Origin of the sequence: Corallococcus sp. CA041A (genome assembly GCF_003612075.1) — a bacterium.
Lineage (GTDB): Bacteria > Myxococcota > Myxococcia > Myxococcales > Myxococcaceae > Corallococcus > Corallococcus exiguus.
Window position 1 is genome coordinate 1 of the sequence record NZ_RAWF01000085.1, and the last position, 20,984, is coordinate 20,984.

Here is a 20,984-nt window from a genome sequence, read left to right on the forward strand (position 1 = left end):
GTGTTGGCGAACGCGGTGGTGGCGGCGAAGAGGGCGGCGACGATGACGGTCTTCATGGATGGCTCCGGGGACGACACGCCGACGCGGAATTGCATCGGTTGATGCCATGACCCTTGAGCACTCGCCGTGCCAGCACCGGTTTTGAGCAACTTCGCGGGGTTCTCCAGGTAGGAGCGGATCCGCCATGGGGAGAAACTCCTCAGTTGCGATTGCAACAATGGGTGCAAGCTCCCCAGGCAGGCGCACGTTGCTTTGACGGCAACGACGCTCTTCTGCAAGCTGCACCGCAACCTTCCGTTCCGAGCACCACGCGCCGGGACATGAAGGGGAGCATGAAGCCCGGACGTCCTCGTCGTGCATGTCGCGCGGCCAGGTGTCGGGAGAGATGGCGTATGCGGCACCTGCTGGTGGCATGGAGTGTGGCGTGGCTGGGAGTGGGATGCGCCGCGACCATTCCCCCCGAGCGCCTCCAGGCCCAGGTGTTGGAGACGGAGCGCTGGCAGCGCGAGTTCCAGTCCGAGCGCGAGCGCACCGAGGTCCTGGCGGCGAAGCTGGCGGCGCTGGAGTCCGCGCTGGAAGAGCTGGCGCAGGAGCGCGCGGAGGCGGAGCAGGCGCGCGCGGAGGCGGAGCAGGCGCGCGCGACCGCCACGGAAGAGCTGGCGCGGCTGGAGACGGAGCGCCACTCGCTGGAGGAGCACAACGCGCAGCTGTTGGCGCGGCAGCGCGAGCTGGCGGCGCTGCACGAAGAGCTGTCGGACGTCTGGTACGAGTCCGCGCTGGAGCGCGCGCGGCGGCGCACCCAGCCGCCCCTGCCGGGCGCCACCTCCACCGAGGCAGCCAGGCCGGTGCCGTGAGTTTCGCGTGGGCGTCCGTGACGGGACGCCCGCTGGTTCTTCCTCTGTCGACCCAAGGAGCGTCCCCGTGGCGATGAACTCGCGGACCCCCATCCGTGGATACCGCGCGGGTTTCTTCTTCGTGGTGATGCTCCTGTCGGGCGTCACCGGCTTCATGCTCCTGACGGAGGTGCGCACCGGGCGTCAGGTGGACGCGCTGGTACTGGAGGCCCTGGAGCGCGCGAGCCTCATCGGCCGCATCCGCGTGGACGTGATGGCGCTGGAGTCCGCCATCGAAGCGCACGTGCGCTCCAGCGGCGACGCCGAGCGCAAGGAAGCCGACGCGGTGATGGAGGACATCCTGGGCAGCATCCGCCAGTCCTCGGAGGCGTACATGCGCCACCTGCCGCCCGGCGAGAAGGAGATCTGGCTGCGCTTCAACGGCGCGTGCCAGGGGCTGGCGGATCAGGTGCGCGCGGCGGCGGTGTTCTCACGGCAGCGCGACGCGGAGCGCGCCCGACGCCACCTGGTGGAGAGCATCCGTCCCCTGGCTGCGGAGGTGGACCAGCTGGCGGGACAGCTGGCCACGGAGAACGCGTCCGACGCGCGCGTGCTGGTGGGGCGGCTGGGCACGCTGCGGGTGCGCAACACGGCACTGGGCGCGGCCACCACGCTGCTGGCCATCCTGCTGTCCATGCTGGTGGGCTGGCACATCATCTCCCTGCTCAAGCGCCAGGACGCCACCATCCAGGGCCAGTTGGAGGAGCTGGGGCGGCACAACCAGGAGCTGGATGCGTTCACCCGGCGCGTGGCGCACGACCTGATGGGCCCGCTGTCCCCGCTCAAGGGCTACCTGACGCTCATCCGGCGCTCCGGCGCGGTGAAGGACCCGGGCGCGCTGGAGATGATTTCGCAGTGCGAATCCAGCGCGGTGCGCATGGGGGAGCTCATTGAAGCGCTGCTGCGCTTCTGCCGCGCGGGCACCCGGGGCGACGGGACGATGGGGGAATTGGACACTGCGGTGAGCACGCTGCTGTTGGAGGTGAGTCAGACGGCGACGGCGCTGGGCGTGTCGCTGGAGCGCGAGCTGGAGCCGGGCGTGCTGGTGGATTGTCCGGCGCAGCTGCTCCAGGTGGTGGCGCGCAACCTCTTGTCCAACGCGGTGAAATACACGGCGGGGAGGCCGGATCCGCGCGTGAAGGTACGGGTGGCGACGGAGGGGACGGACGCGGTGGTGGAGGTGACGGACAACGGGCTGGGGATGAGCCCGGCGACGCAGGCGTCGCTGTTCCAGCCGTTCTTCCGCGCCGCGGAGGTGCGGGGCATTCCTGGGCACGGCCTGGGGCTGGCCACCACCCGGCGCGTGGTGGAGGCGCACGGCGGCACGCTCACGGTTCATTCAGAAGAGGGCAAGGGCACGCGGATCCGCGTGCGGTTCGCACGAGTGGCGCGCACTCCGGCGCCGCTTGTGGTGGAGTCCGACGCCCACTCCATCCGCAAGGCCTCATGAGCACCTCCCGAATCCTCGTCGTCGATGATGATCCGCATGCGCGGGACCTGCTCCAGCGCCTGCTGGGCGTGCTGGGGCCGGTGACGCAGGCGCCGGACCCCAAGGGCGCGGCGGAGCGGATGGGCGAGCAGTCCTTCGACCTGGTGCTCACGGACATGGCCATGCCCGACCCGGGCGACGGCCTGAAGGTGCTCCAGACGGTGAAGTCGAACCTGCCGGACACGCCGGTGATTGTCGTGACGGCGTTCGGCAACATCGAGGGCGCGCTGGACAGCATCCAGCTGGGCGCCTTCGACTACCTGTCCAAGCCGTTCGACGTGGACGCCATCATGCGGGTGGCGAAGCGCGCGCTGGAGCAGAAGCGGCTGGTGGAGGAGAACCGCACGCTGCGCAAGCAGGTGGAGCGCACGTCGCTGGTGGGCCGCAGCCCGGCGCTGCTGGAGGTCTACAAGCAGGTGGCGCGCGCGGCGACCAGCAACGTGCCGGTGCTGATTACGGGTGAGACGGGCACGGGCAAGGAGATGGTGGCGCGGGCGCTGCACAAGCGCTCGGCGCGCGCGTCGGGGCCGTTCATCCCGGTGGACTGCGGCGCCATCACCGAGTCGCTGATGGAGAGCGAGCTGTTCGGCCACGCGAAGGGCAGCTTCACGGGGGCGTCGGGCGCGCGGCGCGGCCTGTTCGAGGAGGCCAGCGGCGGCACGCTGTTTCTGGATGAGATTGGCGACGTGGGGATGAAGGTCCAGTCGCAGCTCTTGCGCGTGCTCCAGGAGGGGGAGATCCGCCGCGTGGGCGAGAGCGTCCCGGTGAAGGTGGACGTGCGGGTGCTGGCGGCGACGAACAAGGATTTGAAGGCGCGGGTGGTGGAGGGGCTGTTCCGCGAGGACCTGCTGTACCGGCTGGACGTGGTGCACCTGCACCTGCCGCCGCTGCGCGAGCGGCGCGAGGACATCCCGGCGTTGGTGGAGCACTTCGCGTCGCTGCACGCGAGGGGCGGGGTGCGGCCGGTGGTGACGGCGGACGCGATGGCGCGGCTCACGGTGTACGACTGGCCGGGCAACGTGCGGCAGTTGGAGAACGTGATGGCGCGGGCGCTCGCGCTGAACGTGACGGGCGTGCTGGGGCCGCCGGACTTCCCGGAGCCCATCGGTGACGCGCCCAAGCGGCTGACGGGACTCGCGGGGGATTTGCCGAGCCTCGCGGAGCTGTCCAGGCGCTACGCGGCGCACGTGCTCCAGCACGTAGGGGGCAACAAGAGCGAAGCGGCGCGCCTGTTGGGCGTGGACCGCAAGACGCTCTACAAGCTCCTGGAGGCGCCGGAGTCGCCCGAAGGGATTCCGCCCGCGGAGGGGCGGAGCTGATCCGCGGCGGCGCTTTCCGTCGTTCGTGGCAATCGCCGTTCAGGGCGCAAGCCCTGCCCACCCACGCGCTTCCGCGCGCAGGAGATCGCACCTGAGCCGACGTTGAGGATGTCAGCGGGGACCCGTACCGTTGCGGCCCGTATGCGCCGCCGCTGGTTCCCCCTCGGACTCCCCCTGTTGTTCTTCGCGTGCGCTCCGGTGGAGCCCCCCGTGCCCGCCGCACCGGTGGACGCGGGCACCGTGACAGCACAGGCCCCCGTGCCCGAGGCGGAGGCCGTGCCCATGGAGTCCGCGCAGGCACTCCACTCCGCATGGCAGGCCACCGCGCCCGAGCCCGCTGATGACGGTGGCGTCACGCATGCGGCTGCTCCCGCGCTGCTTGACGTCATGGAGGAGCAGGAGGACGAGGACGCGGGCAGTGCGCTCTCGCTGGCGCAATCCATCTCCGTTGGCGCGAACACCGGTGCCCTTCCGGGCGAAGAGGAGCCGCAGGTCATCACCGAGTCCGAGGTCCCCGTGCTGGAGCTGGGGCCGGACGGCGAGCCGTTGATCGACGCGGACGACGACGCCACCGCGACCGATGCGGAGGCCCTCGCGCAAGCGCTCGACGGCGGGAGCGCTCCGGGGTCGCCTGACATCGCCATGGGCTCCGACCCGAACGCGCCTGTCGCGAACGCGGGGACAGACACCCACGGTCCGCCCCCGGCAACGCCCATCACGGGGGGCGACGGTGACGAGGACACGGTCGCCGAAACACCGCTCACGGAAGTCGACGCGGGCATGGAGCCCTATGCCATCCCGTACGCGCCGGACGCGGGGTCGCTGCGTGTGCGCCGCTCCATCGCGGTGCGCTCCGAGCCCCGGCAGGACTCACCTTCGCTGGGCACCGTGGCCCAGGACATGCGCGTGAAGTGGCAGGGCGCGATGCGCGGCCCGGACTGCGAAACCTGGGTGCAACTGCAACCGCGTGGCTGGGTCTGCGAGCGCTACCTGGAACAGAACTTCCGCGAGCCCCGCGTCCGCCCGCTGCCCCGAGTGGAAGTGGGCGCGCTCACCCCTGGCGTCTACGCGCGCGTGGTGGGCCACCGCGTGCGCGCCTATCCGAGCCTCGCGCTCGCCCGCCGGAAGAAGCAGGGCGTGCTGCTCAAGGGCTCCGTCACCGTGAAGCTCCTGGGCCAGGTGAAGGTCGGCCGCCGCACCTTCTGGCGCACCTCCGACGGTCAGTACTTCGAAGCGCGCGTGCTGCGCGAGCACCGCCCCTCCGACTTCAGCGGCCTGGACGCGGAAGCGCTCGCGTCCCTGCCCATGCCCTTCGGCTGGGCCCAGTCCCGCGCCGCGCCTCGCACGGACGTGGTGGTGCGCAAGGCCCCGGACGCGCGAGCGGAACGAGAGACGACCCTCCCGCCGCGCACGCTCGTCTCCGTGCGAGAGCTGTCCCCCGACGGCCAGTGGGTCCGCATCGCCGAGGACCACTGGGTGGCGCGCGACGACCTGCACGTCGCGTGGTCGCTGGCGTCACCGTCCATCGTGGAGCCTGGAGCGCGCTGGCTGGACGTGGACCTGGAGTCCCAGACGCTCATCGCCTACGAGGGCGACCGCCCCGTCTACGCCACGCTCATCTCCTCCGGCAAACCCGGCACGGACACGCCAGAAGGTCTCTTCCGCATCTGGGTGAAGTTCGCGGAAGCAGACATGACGGGCAGCATGGGCAAGGCCAGCTACCGCGTGGCCACCGTGCCGTGGACCATGTTCTTCGAGGGCGACTTCGCCCTGCACACCGCCTACTGGCACGACCGCTTCGGCGAACCCGTGAGCCACGGCTGCATCAACCTGGCCCCCAAGGACGCGCGAGCCCTCTACGGATGGACGACGCCGGAAGTGCCCACCGGCTGGTCCATGGCCCACGCGATGCCGGACGACCCCGGCACCTGGGTGCGCATCCGAGGCCAGGCCCACGAGGCGCCGAAGAAGCGCCGCAAGGGCGCCCCCGTCGTCGCCACCGTGCGCGACCTCTAGCCGGCTGTCGAAGGGCTACATGAACAACGCGCGATTGAGGCGGACCCCGTACTCCGCATCGGGATTCGTGGTGCCGTCCCCGACCCGTTCCGTGATGGCCGCCACCCCCAGGTCGCGCCGCTTGGGCAGGCGCGCCGCCTCGGCTGCCGCCAGCGCCGCCGGCAGCTGCTCTCGGGTGAGGTCCGTGCAGTAGCACGGCGCGCCAGGCTGCTGCCGCCACGACTCCGCGAGCGTGCCCGCGTCGAATGCGTCGAACCCGGTGTCCTCGACGAGCGCCATGCCCACCTTGCGATCCGCGTCCCGGTCCGCCGCCACGGAGAGCGCGATGCGCCCCGGGCTCCCCGGAGCCATTCCCTTGGTCGCGAAAGACGCGGAGCCAATCGAATTCCACGCCTTGACGATCGGCCGGCCCAGCAGCTCGGCCACCCACACGCTTTCGACCTGTCCGGCCTCGATGGCGGCGATCTTGCTGTCACGGGAGGGGTAGTAGTTCGACGTGTCGATGACCACCGTCCCAGCGGGGACGCTGGCGATCAGCGGCGCGATCCCGGGCAGGCGGTTCAGGGGAATGGAGAGGATGACGGCGTCCACGTCGGCCACCGCTTCCGCGGCCGTGACCGCGCGTGCACCGGAGGCCAGCGCATCGGCCTCGATCGTCTCCGGGCCACGCGAGTTGGCCACCTTCACGTCATGCCCGGCCGCACCCAGCTTGCGCGCCAGGGTCTTCCCGATGTGGCCAACGCCGACGATGCCAATCTTCATGATGGAATCTCCTTCTGCTTGTTGAGGTCTTCACTCCGCCGGGTGCGCGAGCGCTTCGAGCGTGCGACGAAGCTCGTCCAGGCCCCGGTCGGACAGCTGGCATGCCGACTTGATCTTCCCGGAGATGCCCCGGACCTTGGCTTCAAGGGCGCGGCCCCGGGATGTCAGGTCCACCATCACCCGGCGCTCGTCGGCAGGGTCGCGTTTCCGCGTGACGAACCCCGCCGCATCGAGCCGCTTGACCAACGGCGTAATCGTGCCCGTGTCCATGTCCAGGCGGCCGCCGAGCTCGCCGACGGAGAGGGGCGCACCATCCAGCAGCGCGAGGATCACGAGGTACTGGGGGAACGTCAGGCCCAGCGGCTCAAGGAACGGCTTGTGCAGCCGCACCATCCGGTTGGCCGCGCCATAAAGGGCGAAAGACAGCTGCGTGCCGACGCTTTTCGATTCCAAGGCCACGTTCTCTCGTGCGCTATTGTCTAGCGCGCTAGATAATTGGGAGCGTGTCGTGGATCAACTGCTTCCAGCCGGTCAGGGGGAGGGGGGCGCCGTGCTCTAGCCGCCCAGCACGGACACCGTGACGCGGCGGCGGTGCGGTGATGTGCGGTGCTCCCAGACGTAGACGCCCTGCCACGTGCCCAGGTCCGCCTCGCCGTCCTTCACCGGGATGCTCAGGGACAGCTGCGTCAGCACCGTGCGCACGTGCGCGGGCATGTCGTCCGGCCCCTCCGCGTCGTGCTGGAACAGCGGATCCCCGTCCTTCACCAGCCGGGAGAAGAACGCCTCCAGGTCGCGCTGGACGACGGGGTCCGCGTTCTCGCCGATGATCAGCGACGCGCTGGTGTGGTGCAGGAACACCGTGCACAGGCCCTCGCGGATGCCCGTGCCCTTCACCGCCTGCTGCACCTCACCGGTGATGTCCACCAGGCCTCGGCCTCGCGTGGACACCGTCAGCTCCTTCGCCTGATACACGCGAAACCCTCCGTGTCCCGCGGGTCAGCGCCCGTCCAGCTGCTTCACGAGGAACGCCGCCAGCTGCTCCAGCTCCTCGGTGATGATGGTGTGCCCGCCGTCGAACGGCAGGAACTCCACCGGCAGCCCCGCGCCCGTCAGCAGGTCGCGCAGGCGCTCGCCTTCCTGGAAGGGCAGCACCGGATCCTGCCGGCCATGTCCCTGGAACACCGGCAGGGATGGCCGGCCCCGGACCTTGGGCTCCCACTCCTTGCCGGCGACCATGGCCCCGGACAGCAGACACAGGCCGGCGGGGCACTCCTCCAGCCGCAGCGCCACGTCCGTGGACATCATCGCGCCCTGGCTGAAGCCTCCCAGCACCACGCGGTTCAGTGGCACCTGGAGCGCCGCCACCACGCTCATCAACGCCCGGCGCGCGGCGGGCATCCCCGGCGGCACGGTCTGGGAGTACTGCGGCCAGTCCCGTCCCTGGCCCATCAGGATGGCCATGGGAATCTCAAACCACGCGCGGCCCCCGGGCATGCCCAGGGCGTCCAGTGACAGCAACGCCTCCGGGAAGACGAACCGCACGCCCTGCGCCAGGCGGGGCGCGGCCATCATCAGCTCGGGCGCCAGCGCCACCAGGTCCGTGCCCGGCGCGCCAAAGCCGTGGCTCAACACCACCACCAGCTCCGGCGTCGCGCCCTCGGGGAGCGCGTCCACCACGTGGCAGTCCAGCTCACCCAGCTTCGTGCGCACGTGGCGCGGACGGAGGCTCACGGCTGCGTGTCGCTGATGGTGATGTGCTTGATGCTCACGTCCGTGAACGGCCGGTCCTGCCGGTTGCGCTCCACGCCGGCGATCTTCTGCACCACGTCGTAGCCCTTCACCGTCTCACCGAAGATGGTGTGCTTGCCCTTGAGGAACTGCGGCTTGGACGTGGTGATGAAGAACTGGCTGCCGTTGGTGCCCGGACCCGCGTTGGCCATGGCCAGCAGGCCCTCCTTGTCGAAGTCCCGGTTGCTCTTGAACTCGTCCCCGAAGCGGTAGCCCGGGTCGCCCCGGCCGGTGCCCGTGGGGTCGCCGCCCTGGATCATGAAGTCCGGGATGACGCGGTGGAAGAGGACGCCGTCGTAGAGCGGCTTGCCCTCCTCGCGCTCACCCGTCTTGGGGTTGATCCACGGCTGCTCGCCCGTGGCCAGGCCCACGAAGTTCGCCACCGTCTTGGGCGCGTCCTTGGAGAAGAGCTTGATGACGACGGTGCCTTCGCTCGTCTCCATCGTGGCCCAGAGGTCCTGGCCCTCCAGGGCCTTCTTCTGGAAGCCCTTCGCGGAGGCCGCGTCCGTCTGCAGGCTCACCGTGCGAGGGGCCGGTTGTGCTGCGGGGGCCTTCGCCGCGGGCGGCTGCTCCTTGTCCTTGGAGCACGCGGTCAGGGCGAGGCAGAGGAGTCCAGCGGTCAGGAATCGGGTGCGCATGGGGCGGGCATCCTAGCGGCTTTCGACCCGGCTCCAGCGTGTTAAAGAGGGTCTCTACTCCCGGAGGTTTCCCCTGTGACAACCGGACAGGAATGGCTGGTTGACGCGAGCGGCTGCGCGCCGGAGCGGCTCAAGGACGCGGCCGCGCTGGCGGCACTCTTCGAGGAGCTGGTCGTCCTGATGGACCTGAAGGTCGTGGGCCAGCCGCAGTGGCACGTCTTCCCGGAGCCCGGCGGCGTCACCGGCCTGGCGCTCCTGGCCGAAAGCCACCTGACCGTCCACACCTTCCCGGAGCATGGCTTCGCCGCGCTCAACGTCTACTGCTGCCGCACCCGCGCGCGTCCGGACTTCGCCGCGCTGGCGGCGAAGCATCTGGGCGCCACGTCGTGCCGCGTGCGCGAGCTGTCGAGAGGGGTGGAGGCGTGACGCAGGGGGCGTGTCCGTCGTGTGGCGCGAGCGTGGAGTTCTCCGCCGGGTCGGCGCAGGTCGTGGTGTGCGGCCACTGTCAGACGATGGTGGCCCGCGTGGGCGCGGAGCTGGAGGACCACGGCCGCGTGGCCCGCATCGTGGAGACGGACTCTCCGCTGCGCCTGGGGCTGGAGGGCCGCGTCAACGGCACCTCGTATCAAATCGTGGGGCACCTCCAGAAGGACCACGGCGCCGGCCCCTGGGACGAGTGGTACGTGGAGATGGCCGACGGCCGCACCGGCTGGCTCAGCGAGTCCGAGGGCGCCTTCCACCTGCTCTCCGACGCGGGCGTGGAGGAGGGCATCGAGCTGGAGCACCTCCACCCCGGTGACCGCCTGCGCCTGCGCAACCGCCCGCTGGTGGTGGAGGAGCGCGGCCACGGGCGCGTCGTCGCCGCGGAGGGACAGCTCCCCAGCGACGTGGATCCAGAGGCGGACAGCTACTACGTGGACGCCACCGGCCCGCGCGGCCTGTTCGTCACGCTGGACTTCGGCAGGCGCGACCGCGACCCGGAGGTCTTCCTGGGGCAGCGGCTGGAGCTCAAGCAACTGGGCATCCCCGCGGGCGAGCTGCGCCCTCGCGTGCGCAAGGCCCAGCTCCAGCAGGCGCGCTGCACCAACTGCAATGGCCCGCTGGAGCTGCGCGCGCCGGACCAGGCGATGCGCGTGGCGTGCCCGTACTGCGGCGCGCTGATGAGCGTGACGCAGGGCAAGCTGGCCTTCCTCAAGCTGCTCCAGAAGCCGGAGCTGCCGGCGGCCATCGCCCTGGGGCAGAAGGGCACGCTCGACGGCACGGACTGGATTTGCATCGGCTACCAGGAGCGCTCGTGCGTGGTGGAGGGCACGCGCTACCCGTGGATGGAGTACCTGCTCTACAACGCGGCGCGCGGCTTCACCTGGCTGATGGAGTCCAACGGCCACTGGGTGTTCCTGACGCCCATGGCCGCCGGTGACGCGAGCGTCGTGCCGCAGGTGTCCGCCTTCTACGAACGCCGCCGCTACAAGGCCTTCCAGTCCGTCACCGCCGTCACCGACGCGGTGGTGGGCGAGTTCTACTGGAAGGTCTTCCAGGGCGAGAAGGCGCGCGCCACGGAGTACGTCGCGCCGCCGTACTCGGTGAACGAGGACGCCACCGACAACGAGGTCACGTACACGCATGGCGAGTACCTCTCCCCGGAGAAGGTGCGCGACGCGTTCAAGCTGAAGGAGCCGCTGCCCAGGCCCCGGGGCATCGCGCCCAGCCAGCCCAACCTGCGCCGCGAGTCGATGATGCGCACGCTGCGCTGGTCCGCGGTGTGGCTCCTGGGGCTGTTCGCGCTGGCGGGTCTGCTCCACGCGCGCGCGCTCAACGCGCGGGTGCTGGACCTGCGGGTGACGCTGCCCCGGACCGCGACCTCCGGCTCCCCGGATGCCATGCACTTCAGCGAGCCCTTCGAGCTTCTGCGGGACGGCAACGTGCGGGCCGAGATCCACATGTCGCAGTCGCTCGACAACTCCTGGGTGGGCGTGCAGGGCGACCTGGTGAACCAGGACACGCAGGATGTGGTGAGCTTCTACGAAGAGGTGAGCTACTACCACGGGCGCGACAGCGACGGCTCCTGGAGCGAGGGCGGGCAGAATGGCAGCGTGTTCCTGTCGTCGCTGCCCAAGGGGAAGTACGTGCTGCGGACGACCACGTCGTTCGACCCGAACCTGAAGCTCACGGGCCCCTCGCTGGGGCCGGTGCTCAGCTACCAGGTGCTGCTCACGCACGACACGCCCAACGAGAGCTGGTTCGTCATCGCGCTGGTGTTGCTGCTGGTGATTCCGGCGCTGTCGTTCTTCGGCGCCCACAGCTTCGAAACCGAGCGCTGGAAGGAAAGCAACCTGTAGTGCGCGGGCTGGGAGGTGGACGATGAAGTACCTGGGCGGACTGGTGCTCGTGGCGTATGCGTGGGCCACCTATACGGGCTGGGCCCCATTCAGTGACGAGGAGCGCGGGCGGGTGACCGGCGACGTGAAGCGCGGTCCCGGCGGCGTGCTGCTGTGGACCGGTGGATTCATGGGAGGCAAGTGATGCTGTTGCTCGGAGTGGTGGTCACCCTGCAGGGAGTGCTGGCGAGCGTCATCTATTCGCTCATCGGCCTGGTGGTGTTCGTGGCCGGCTTCTACGTCATCCGCCTCATCCTGCCGTACGACGTGCACAAGGAAATCGAGGTCGACCAGAACACCGCCCTGGGCATCGTCATCGGCTCGTTCATCCTGGGCCTGGCCATCATCATCGCGGCGGCCATCAGCGGCTGAAACACGTGACGCTTTGAACAAGACGCTGCTCTTCCTCACCGTCCTCGTCATCGCGACGTGCGGGCTCATCTACGAGCTCATCGTCGGGACGCTCGCCAGCTATCTGCTGGGGGACAGCATCACCCAGTTCTCCACCGTCATTGGCGGCTACCTCTTCGCCATGGGCATTGGCAGCTACCTGTCGCGCTTCGTGGAGCGCGGGGTGGCCCAGCGCTTCGTGGAGATAGAGCTGGCCGTGGCCCTGGTCGGCGGGCTGTGCGCGCCGATGCTGTTCCTCACCTTCACGCTCACCAGCGTGTTCCCCGTGGTGCTGTACGGCAGCGTGCTGCTCATCGGCACGCTGGTGGGGCTGGAGATTCCCCTCCTGCTGCGCATCCTGCAGGACCAGCTCAAGTTCAAGGACCTGGTCAGCCAGGTGCTGACGTTCGACTACCTGGGCGCGCTCGCGGCCAGCGTGGCCTTCCCGCTGCTGCTGGTGCCGAAGCTGGGACTGGTGCGCACGTCGCTGCTCTTCGGCCTGCTCAACGCGGGCGTGGGGCTGTGGAGCACGTGGCTGCTCGCGCCCGTGCTGGCCAACCCCATGCGCCTGCGCATCAAGGCGGTGGCGCTGTGCGCGGGGCTGCTGGTGTGCTTCGCGATGGGGGACCGGCTCACCACGTTCTACGAGGACCAGCTCTACGCGGATGACGTCGTCCACGCCACGAGCTCCCCCTACCAGCGCATCATCGTCACGCGCGGCAAGCGGGGCTTCTCGCTGTTCCTCAACGGCAACCTCCAGTTCGCCAGCATCGACGAGTACCGCTACCACGAGTCCCTGGTGCACCCGGCCATGGTGCGCGCGCAGAAGGTGGAGCACGTGCTCATCCTGGGCGGCGGGGACGGGCTCGCGGCGCGCGAGGTGCTGAAGTATCCGGACGTGAAGTCCGTCACGCTGGTGGACCTGGACCCCGCCATCACCGGGCTCGCCACGAACTACGCGGAGCTGGCGGCCCTCAACCACCACTCCATGACGCACCCGAAGATGCGCGTCATCAACACGGACGCCATGCAGTTCCTGGCGGAAGGCGCCAACGCCTGGGACGTCGTCATCGTGGACTTCCCGGACCCCAACAACTTCGCGCTGGGGAAGCTGTACACGACGGGCTTCTACAAGATTCTGAAGAGGCACCTGTCGCCGGGCGGCGTGGCGGTCATCCAGAGCACCAGCCCGCTGTTCGCGCGGCGCTCGTTCTGGTGCGTGGAGACCACGTTGAAGGCCGCGGGCTTCTGGACGCAGCCGTACCACGCGCTGGTGCCGTCCTTCGGTGAGTGGGGCTACGTGCTGGTGGCGCAGGACCGGCCCGGCCGCTACCGCCCGCTGCCGGAGGGGCTGGCGTTCCTGGACGAGGACACGCTGGAGGGGCTCACGCGCTTCTCCCCGGACATGTCCCCGCTGCCGGCGGAGGTGAACCGGCTGAACAACCAGGTGCTGGTGCACTACTACGAAGAGGAGTGGCGCCGGTGGAACTGACGCGGCGCGAGCTGGTGGCCGCGTTCCTGGGCGCCTCCGTGGCGAGCGCCTGTACGCGGCAGGCCGCTCGCGCGCCGGTGCCGGGCGCCATCGTGGACCGGGCGGTGGATACCGGCCACAAGTTGCGCACAGGGCCGCTGCCGCGCGCGCAGGACTTCGAGCCGGTGGGCGTGTTGGTTGTCGGCGCGGGCGCGGCCGGGCTGTCCGCCGCGTGGCGCCTGTCCGCCGCGGGCGTGAAGGACCTGCGCGTGGTGGAGCTGGAGACGGAGGCCGGGGGCACGTCCCGCTCGGGCCGCAACGCCGTGTCCGCGTTCCCGTGGGGCGCGCACTACCTGCCGTCCCCCCTGGAGGACAAAGGGCCGGTGATGCGCCTCTTGCGAGAGATGGACGCCGTCACCGGCGTGGACGCGGAAGGCCATCCGTCGTTCGCGGAGGAGCTGCTCATCCAGGAACCCGACGAGCGCGTCTTCTACAGGGGCCACTGGTACGAAGGGCTGTACCTGCGCGCGGGCGCGAGCCCGGAGGACCTGGCGGAGCTGGAGCGCTTCGATGCGCGGATGAACACCTTCGCCGCCGCGCGCGACGCGAAGGGGCGCAAGGCGTTCGCGGTGCCAGTGGCGCTCTCCAGCGACGACGCGGAGTGGACCGCGCTGGACGCGCTGAGCATGGCGCAGTGGATGGCGGCGGAGGGCTTCCGCTCGCCCCGGCTGAAGTGGTTCGTCGACTACGCGTGCCGCGACGACTACGGCACCACCTCCGAGCACGTCTCCGCCTGGGCAGGCATCTGGTACTTCGCCGCGCGGCAGAACGGGAAGGGTGAGCGCAGCGACGGCTTCCTCTCCTGGCCCGAGGGCAACGGCCGGCTGGTGAAGCAGCTGGCGTCGTCGCTGGGTCCGCGTCAGCTGGAGACGCAGGTGCTGGTGCACACGGTGGAGCCGGGAGAGGACGGCTGCCGCGTGCACGCGCTGGATGCGCGCACCGGGGCGCCCCGGGCCTTTCGTGCGCGGCAGGTGGTGCTGGCGTGCCCGCGCTTCGTCGCCGCGCACGTGGTGGCGCCGTGGCGCGAGGCGCGACCCGCGTGGATGGACGCCTTCGTCTACAGCCCGTGGGTGGTGGCGAACCTGACGGTGTCCGCGCCACCGGCGTCTCGGGGCTGCCCGCTGGCCTGGGACAACGTCTTCTACGAGAGCCGGAGCCTGGGCTACGTGGTGGCTACGCACCAGTCGCTGCGCCAGGACTCGCGCGGGCCCACGGTGCTCACCTGGTACCTGCCGATGGCCGGCGCGGACGTGAAGGCGGAGCGCAATCAGGCCCTCTCCGCGACGTACGGGGACTGGGAGGCGCTGGTGATGGCGGACCTGTTGCCGGCGCACCCCGGGGTGGGCGCGCTCGCGCAGCGGCTGGAGGTGCAACGCTGGGGTCACGCCATGGTGCGGCCCCAGCCGGGCTTCCTCTGGGGCGAAGCTCGCCGCGCCGCGCAACAGAGCCTGGGGCGGCACCTGCACTTCGCGCACACGGACCTGGGCGGCATGGCCCTCTTCGAAGAGGCCAACTGGTTCGGCGTTCAGGCCGCGGAGCGGGCCCTGGCGGGAATGGGGCTCAAGAGCGCCAGTTGGTTGTAGCCATTGGAAGCGGGAGGGAAGGGCACATGAAGGACAGTCGCTTCAGCCGGGCGGAGTTCCTCGGACTCACCAGCCTGCTCGCGGGCTCTACGCTGTTCCCGACCCGGAGCCAGGCGGCTCCTGACGGAGGCACGCCGTCCCTGCGCACCGTCAAGTCGCCGGGGCTCGCGGGCGTCCCCGCCGCGGAGGCGGCTCCCAAGCCCGTCTCCCAAGCCGAGTACGAACAGCTGCGCAAGGGCTGCACCGCGTCGCTGCCCGTCAGCTCCACGTCCGACGACGGCACGGAGTACGTGCGCATTGGCGAGTGGATGCAGCGCCAGAAGCTGACCAGCGACTTCTACGGCAACGGCGACTTCGTGCAGGCCTTCGAGAAGAAGCTCGCGGACCTGCTGGGCTTCGAGGACGCGTGCTTCATGCCCACGGGCACCATGGCGCAGCTCATCGCGCTGCGCATCTACGCGGATGCGAGCAACGTGCGCACGGTGGGCGTGCACCCGTCGTCGCACCACGTGCTGCATGAAGACGACGCCTATTCCGTGCTGCACCAGCTGCGCGCGGTGAACCTGGGCCCGTGGACGCGGCCGCTGCTGGCGGAGGACGTGGTGCAGGCGCGCGACACGCTGGGAAGTGTCAGCGTGGAGCTGCCGGTGCGCTGGCTGGGCGGGCAGCTCCAGACGTGGGAGCAGCTCCAGGAGCTCAAGCGCACGTGTCGCGACAAGAAGGTGAAGCTGCACATGGACGGCGCGCGGCTGTGGGAGAGCCAGCCCTTCTATGGCCGCTCCTACGCGGACATCTGCAAGGGCTTCGACTCCGTCTACGTGTCCTTCTACAAGATGGTGGGCGGCATCGGCGGCGCGATGCTGGTGGGCAACCGCGACTTCATCAAGGAGTCGCGCGTGTGGCGCCACCGGCACGGCGGCAACCTGTTCCACCTGGCCCCGCTGGTGGCCTCCGCCGCCATGCGCTTCGACGCGGCGCTGACCGCCATTCCCGGCTACGTGAAGCGCGCGAAGGCGCTCACCACGCTCATCGCGGCGGACTCCCGCGTCACCGTGCTGCCGCAGCCCGTGCAGACGAACCTGTTCCACGTGTTCCTGCGCGGCTCACCCCAGGCGTACAGCCGCCAGCGCGACCGCATCGCGCGTGAGGACCGCGTCTGGGTGGCGGGAGGCTTCGGACAGACGCGCGTGCCCGGCGTCGTGTCCACGGAGCTGCAGGTGAGCGAGGGGCTGGGCTCCATCAGCGACGCCGACGCGGCCCGGGCCTTCCTGCGCCTGCTGGAGGCGGCCTGATACCTGGCCGCCTGCCGTGACGTCGGGTGTCAAAGTCAGACACCCGGCGTGTGAAACACAGCCCTGCGGTGCGTCAGGCCGCCTTCTTGATGCTGTACTGCGGCTCCTGCTCCTGGGCCTTCAGGAAGAACTCCGAGTCGAGCAGCATCACGATGCGGCCCTTGTCGTCATGGAACGCGATGGGGCCGTGCGCGGTGAAGTGCACGAGCGACTCCTCCAGCGCGGTGGTGGCGGGATGCTCGGCGCCCAGCGGCTCGAACTCGTAGTCGCCCGCGCGGGTGATGCCCAGGCGGTCCTGCGTCGAGCCGGAGAGGATGAAGATCTCCGCGGGGCCCAGGTGCTTGTGCGGCGCGAAGACGGCGCCCTTCTCCATCTTCAGGATGGCGCTCCACACACCCGTCTCCGCGCTCACGCGCAGCAGGCGGTAGGACGTTCCAGGACCGAGCGGCTTCCACTCGAGGTCCGCGGTGTGAACCAGTCCATTCATCATCGCCGTTCCGGACATGACAGCCTCCTCGCTCAGCCCTGCGTCTGTGTGTCTTCAACCATGATAACGCCCAGGAAGGAAAACCTTGCAAGTTAGTCTCACGTGTCGGGTTGTTGTCTTTAAACCGCCCCTTTGTCTCAGGAAGATTCCACGGCGGCTGTTCGCGAACGCCGCTGCTGGTCGCATTTTCTGATCAGGCAGCAAGCATCCGGTGATTGTGGACCCATGTGGAAACCCGCAGGGTGGCTCACCGGCGATTGAGGCGGGCCTGCGCCAGCCGGTGGAACGAGCGCGAGTCAGATGTGTCGTCGCGGGGGACCGCGCGATAGAGCCCCCGGGCCGCTTCCGTCAGCCCGAAGGACTCCGCGAGCCGGGCCTTCACGTAGAGCAGGCCCGCGTTTGCCGGAGTGTCCGCGCCGCCCAGGTCCATGGCGTCGTCCACCAGCTTTCGTGCCTCCACCAGCTTGCCGGACTCCGCCAGCAGCGCGGCGAGCAGGGCGGTGGGCGTCGTGTCTCCTTCCGCGCCCAGGCGCACGGCCTTCTGGGCCCACGCGATGTCCTCGGGCCTCACCCGGCCGCGGTACAGCGCCGCCCAGGCCAGGGTCCGGTACGCATCAGCCCCCCCGCCTCCCAGGTCCATCAGCTCGCGCGTGGCTTCGTCCAGCCTCGCCCAGTTGCCCAGGTTCAGGGAGGCCAGCATCAGTGACTCGAAGCCAAGGCTGTCCGTGTGCAGCAGCCCGAGCCGGCTCTCGGACACCTGGCGCAGCTCCGCCCACCGGCCGCTCTCAGAGAGCATCTCGCGCTTGAGCCAGAAGGCATCCGCGGATTGCGGTACGTCCGAGCGCACCTCGTCCAGGATGACCTCGGCGTTCGGGCTCTGGCCGTTCGCCCGCGTGGCCACCGCCAGCGCCATCATCAGCCGGTGTCGCTCCTGGCCCGACGCGTACTGCGCCTGGGCCCGCAGCGCGGCGAGGACGCGCGCGTCCCCCGTGCTCGCGCCCAGGTAGGCGCATGCGGCGCGCAGGTGCGTCACGCCCTCCGCTCCGGAGAAGCCCCGCAGCGTGTTCGCGAAGGAGGCCAGGGGGGACAGGCCCGTCGGCTCCACCGCGCGGGTGTCCGCCACGGCCCATTCAATCCACACCAGGGCCTGCTTGAGCTTGCCGGCATCCAGCCATCGCAGCGCCTCCGCTCCCAGCGGGCGCGGATCCGTCACCGAGCCCAGCAGGCGCAGCTGGTTGCTCTCATTCACGATGTACCAGGCGTCCTCGTACACCTGTGCGCCCAGCAGGAACTTCAGCCGCACCCGGTAGCCGATCTTCTCCTGTCCCTCCACCTTGAGGTCGAGCGCGGCCACCGCGAGGTCCGCCATGGAGGACTCGCCCACGGTGTCCAGGGAGGTCCGTGAGAAGCGCGAGGCCTGGGCCTGGAGCAGCTCCAGCTTGCGGTCCAGCGTGCTGTCCTCGCGGTCGCGGTTGGACAGCAAGGGGCGGATGGTGGCCTTGAAGTCCTTCGCGTCGCGCGCCGTCCAGGCCGCCTTGACGATGCGGCGCACCAGCGCCTCCGGCCCCTTCTCCTCCTTCGCGTTCTTGCCGTCGCGGGCGTTCTTCGCCAGCTCCAGCTGGAACTGGCGGTCCGGGTCGTAGGCGCCCTTGAGCGCCGCCTCGAAGAGCTTCACCGCGTCACCGGCCCGGCCCCGCGTGAGCAGGTGATTGCCCGCGAGCGCCAGCGCCTGGCGGCGCGCGTCCGGCCCCTCGAACTCGAGGTCCGCCGCCGCGATGGCCTCCGGGATGCCCTGGCGTTCCGCCGTGGTCATCACCAGCACCTTCGTCCGCAGGTCGGAGGGCGCGGCCTTGCGCGCGGTCTCCAGCGCCTCGGCGGTGGCGCCCGAGCGGAACAGGGCCGCGATGAGCCGGTCGTCCACGTCCTGTGCGTGCAGGTCATCGCGCAGGTGGCGCCAGGTGGCCACCGCCTCGGCGAGAGGCGCGCCCCGGCCGAAGCGCTCGCCCTCGCGGTTGTGCTCCAGCAGGTCCGCCAGGAGCACGTTCGCGGAGATGTTGTCCGGCTCCAGCGCGATGGCCTTGCGGCACGCCGCCACCGCGCCCTCCAGGTCCGCGCCCGGCAGCATCGGCTGTCCCTGCGGGTCGTGCTGCAGGATCCACGCGAGCACGTGGTGGACCAGCGGCGAGGACGGCTGCTGCTCCACGGCCCGGCGCGCCTCGATGCGGGCCTGCTCGCCAAAGCCCAACCGCAAGAGCGTGCCGGCGTAGCGCGCGCGCACCTGCGCCGAATCCGCGCGCGACGTGAGCCGCTTCTCGTAGAGGTCCAGGCCGTCCTTCACCCGCCCCGCCTCCACCAGCCGGGCGCCCCGGTCCTCGAACTCCACCTCCATCGGTGCCCGGTGCGCGAACGTGGCCAGCGCCGTGCGGAAGGCCGTCACCTCGTCCGGCGTGTAGCGGCGCTTCACGGTGTCGAAGCGGAAGGTGGCGCTGAGGCCGCCGTCGGACTCGCGCGTGTAGGCCAGCGCGAGCGTGGCGGGCCCCAGGGACAGCGTCTCGTCGCGGGGGACGGTCCGCACGCCGAAGCCCTGGGGCGGGCGCAGGCGGTAGCGCACCTCCGCGCGGTAGGCCACCGGGAGCACCAGGTCCGCCTTGCGCTTCGAGGGCAGGGCGGGCTTGCGGCCCAGTTCGTCCGGCAGCAGCTCCCGTACGTCGTCCAGTGAGTCCGGCAGCCAGGCCAGGGGCGAGTCGAGCCGCAGGGGGACGCGCACGCCGCGCCAGCCCGTGGTGGCGAAGCGCGCGGACGCGACGTCCAGCTCCAGCCGGAAGGGGCCGGTGCCCTCCTCCAGCGACGTGTGCTTCAGGCCCTCCAGGGTGCCCTGGTACTGCGCGGTGGCGAGCGCCTCCAGGTTGCGGCGCAGGTCGTCCGGGCGCACCGCGCGCAGCAGGCGGCGGTACTGCACCGCCAGCGAGCCCGACAGCTCGCGCGTCTCCTTCACGCGGGCCGGGCCCTCGTCGGACAGCTCCACGGTGCGGGTGAAGAGGGCGGTATTCGCCGAAGGGGGCGCCTCGTCGATGACGGTGAGCCCCTGGGTGTCCTGCGCGGCCACCAGCGCGTGACGTCCCTGAAGCTCCGGGGCGAGCATCCCGGCCTCCGCGCCTGGATCCGTGGGGTCGATCCACAGGGCGGGCGTCCCGGGAACGTGGACGATGGCGTGATTGAAGAAGCCCATGCCCGGAAGCTCAGGCACGTCCTCGCGCCCGGAGCGCACCAACGCCACGTGGGCGGGGATGCCCGCGCCGCGCAGCAGGCCCACGAGCAGCGTGGACATCTCCTTGCAGTCGCCGTACTGGCGCGCGAGCACCTGCTTCGGCGGAGCGGGAACGATGGCGGCGGCGCCGAACTCCAGGCCCGTGTAGCGCACCGACTCCCGCACCTCCTCCAGCAGCCGCTGCGCCACGACGCGACGGTCCTTGGAGCCCTTCGCGAGCGCGCGGGCCCGGGCCTGGAGCGACGAGCCATCCAGCTGTTCCTCGACGATGGTGTCATAGGCCCGGGCCACCTCGTTCCAGGAGCGGCCCGTGGAGAAGGCCACGTGCGGCTGGAAGGCCTGGGCCGCGGGCATGTCCGCTTCCAGCGCCGTCACGGCGGCGTAGGGGCCGCCCTCGAAGCTCAGCCGCTTGCGGTCGGACTGGTGCTGCGGCAGCGGCTCCAGCGGCAGCCCCTGGACGCGCAGCGCGAGCTGGGTGCTGGGGGCCACGTCGATGGCCAGGCGCACCTTGCGCACGGGCACAGGGCTGGCGAAGTAGAAGTGCGTGACGACGCCCGCGTCGAAGAACGCTTGCGTGTCCTCCACCACCGACTCCACCTCCACGATGCTGCCGGGCCGGAGCGAGGGCAGCGGCGCGCGCAACGCGCGGGTGTCGCTGTAGACGTCCGGCGCCGCGTCCTCCACGGGCGCGTCGTGCAACGTCCCTTCATCCAGCGGGTGCTCCTTCCCATCCGGCGTGATGACGCGGGCGCGGAGGACGGGGCGCTGCTGGCGCCAGGGGGACCACTCGGCGCGGGCCTCGGCCCACTGGCGCACGCCCGCGGCGGTGAGGATGCGGAAGACGTTGCGGTGGGTGGTGCGCCAGCGGTGGGGCCCCAGCTCCTGGTAGTTCCCTTCCCGCAGCAGGACCTCCACGTCACCGCCCCCCGCCGGCGCGGGCAGCTTCGCGGCGCTGGTGGCCATGGCGGAGGCGGAAGCCGTGAAGGCCGGCCCTTCCCAGGGCAAGGCGCGCTCGGCGCCCAGGGCGGGAAGTGAGGCGAGGAGCAGGCAGAGCAGCGTGGAGGACGTCACATTCCGGCGGGCCGGAACCGGTGAGGCATTGCGCATGGGCGTGGGAGCGCGCCCTTCCAGACGGGGACCGGTGGAAAGG

The 20,984-nt window shown here is 70.5% G+C and carries 18 protein-coding genes; 11 read left to right on the top strand and 7 right to left on the bottom strand.

Annotation, left to right across the window (positions count from 1 at the left end):
* Positions 1-392 precede the first annotated feature (392 nt).
* The 4 genes from D7V77_RS17155 (at position 393) to D7V77_RS17170 (ending at position 5,717) form a co-directional block, all read left to right on the top strand.
* On the top strand, positions 393-854 hold the full coding sequence (locus D7V77_RS17155; RefSeq protein ID WP_120577369.1) for a hypothetical protein: 462 nt from the start codon (positions 393-395) through the stop codon (positions 852-854).
* 73 nt (positions 855-927) lie between these two features.
* Positions 928-2,343, top strand: coding sequence for an ATP-binding protein (locus D7V77_RS17160; protein WP_120577370.1), 1,416 nt, complete (start codon positions 928-930; stop codon positions 2,341-2,343).
* Positions 2,340-3,701 carry a sigma-54 dependent transcriptional regulator gene (locus D7V77_RS17165; protein WP_120577371.1) on the top strand — a complete coding sequence of 454 codons (1,362 nt, stop codon included), beginning with the start codon at positions 2,340-2,342 and terminating at the stop codon, positions 3,699-3,701. The genes D7V77_RS17160 and D7V77_RS17165 overlap by 4 nt, the downstream gene beginning before the upstream one ends.
* Positions 3,702-3,911: 210 nt before the next feature.
* The gene (locus D7V77_RS17170) at positions 3,912-5,717 is read left to right on the top strand and encodes a L,D-transpeptidase family protein (RefSeq protein WP_346728650.1); all 1,806 of its coding nucleotides are present in this window, start codon (positions 3,912-3,914) and stop codon (positions 5,715-5,717) included.
* A gap of 15 nt (positions 5,718-5,732) precedes the next feature.
* Here the strand turns inward: D7V77_RS17170 and D7V77_RS17175 are convergent, their stop codons facing one another.
* From D7V77_RS17175 to D7V77_RS17195, 5 genes are all read right to left on the bottom strand, one after another.
* On the bottom strand, positions 5,733-6,479 hold the full coding sequence (locus D7V77_RS17175; RefSeq protein WP_120577372.1) for an NADPH-dependent F420 reductase: 747 nt from the start codon (positions 6,477-6,479) through the stop codon (positions 5,733-5,735).
* Between the two features lie 30 nt (positions 6,480-6,509).
* The gene (locus D7V77_RS17180) at positions 6,510-6,938 is read right to left on the bottom strand and encodes a MarR family winged helix-turn-helix transcriptional regulator (RefSeq protein ID WP_120577373.1); all 429 of its coding nucleotides are present in this window, start codon (positions 6,936-6,938) and stop codon (positions 6,510-6,512) included.
* Positions 6,939-7,034: 96 nt separating this feature from the next.
* Entirely contained in the window at positions 7,035-7,451 is a 417-nt protein-coding gene (locus tag D7V77_RS17185; protein WP_120577374.1) for a secondary thiamine-phosphate synthase enzyme YjbQ, read from the bottom strand.
* Positions 7,452-7,475: 24 nt separating this feature from the next.
* Entirely contained in the window at positions 7,476-8,210 is a 735-nt protein-coding gene (locus D7V77_RS17190) for an alpha/beta hydrolase (RefSeq protein WP_120577375.1), read from the bottom strand.
* Entirely contained in the window at positions 8,207-8,905 is a 699-nt protein-coding gene (locus D7V77_RS17195) for a peptidylprolyl isomerase (protein WP_120577376.1), read from the bottom strand. Before D7V77_RS17195 ends, D7V77_RS17190 begins: the two co-directional genes overlap by 4 nt.
* A gap of 75 nt (positions 8,906-8,980) precedes the next feature.
* Here D7V77_RS17195 and speD point away from each other — a divergent pair, with 75 nt between their 5' ends.
* The 7 genes from speD to D7V77_RS17225 are packed head-to-tail and all read left to right on the top strand — an operon-like array spanning position 8,981 to position 16,079.
* Entirely contained in the window at positions 8,981-9,331 is a 351-nt protein-coding gene (gene speD, locus D7V77_RS17200) for an adenosylmethionine decarboxylase (protein ID WP_120577377.1), read from the top strand.
* Positions 9,328-11,244: a DUF4178 domain-containing protein gene (locus tag D7V77_RS17205; RefSeq protein WP_120577378.1), complete on the top strand. Its 1,917-nt coding sequence runs from the start codon at positions 9,328-9,330 to the stop codon at positions 11,242-11,244. The genes speD and D7V77_RS17205 overlap by 4 nt, the downstream gene beginning before the upstream one ends.
* 22 nt (positions 11,245-11,266) lie before the next feature.
* Positions 11,267-11,428, top strand: coding sequence for a hypothetical protein (locus tag D7V77_RS44295; protein WP_014393983.1), 162 nt, complete (start codon positions 11,267-11,269; stop codon positions 11,426-11,428).
* Complete coding sequence (locus D7V77_RS17210; protein WP_014393984.1) at positions 11,428-11,655, top strand: DUF350 domain-containing protein; 228 nt, start codon at positions 11,428-11,430, stop codon at positions 11,653-11,655. The genes D7V77_RS44295 and D7V77_RS17210 overlap by 1 nt, the downstream gene beginning before the upstream one ends.
* 13 nt (positions 11,656-11,668) lie before the next feature.
* Positions 11,669-13,165 (top strand): polyamine aminopropyltransferase, encoded by a 1,497-nt coding sequence (locus D7V77_RS17215; protein ID WP_120577379.1) that lies wholly within the window; start codon positions 11,669-11,671, stop codon positions 13,163-13,165.
* Positions 13,156-14,787, top strand: a complete 1,632-nt coding sequence (locus D7V77_RS17220) for an FAD-dependent oxidoreductase (protein ID WP_199733796.1) — start codon at positions 13,156-13,158, stop codon at positions 14,785-14,787. Before D7V77_RS17215 ends, D7V77_RS17220 begins: the two co-directional genes overlap by 10 nt.
* A 26-nt stretch (positions 14,788-14,813) precedes the next feature.
* Positions 14,814-16,079, top strand: a complete 1,266-nt coding sequence (locus tag D7V77_RS17225; RefSeq protein WP_120577381.1) for a low specificity L-threonine aldolase — start codon at positions 14,814-14,816, stop codon at positions 16,077-16,079.
* Positions 16,080-16,152: 73 nt separating this feature from the next.
* On the opposite strand, the gene D7V77_RS17230 is transcribed toward D7V77_RS17225, so the two are convergent.
* Positions 16,153-16,584, bottom strand: coding sequence for a cupin domain-containing protein (locus D7V77_RS17230; protein ID WP_120577382.1), 432 nt, complete (start codon positions 16,582-16,584; stop codon positions 16,153-16,155).
* Positions 16,585-16,813: 229 nt separating this feature from the next.
* A complete protein-coding gene (locus tag D7V77_RS17235) occupies positions 16,814-20,941 on the bottom strand; it encodes a DUF3857 and transglutaminase domain-containing protein (RefSeq protein WP_158624417.1) in 4,128 nt (1,375 codons plus the stop codon).
* Positions 20,942-20,984 lie beyond the last annotated feature (43 nt).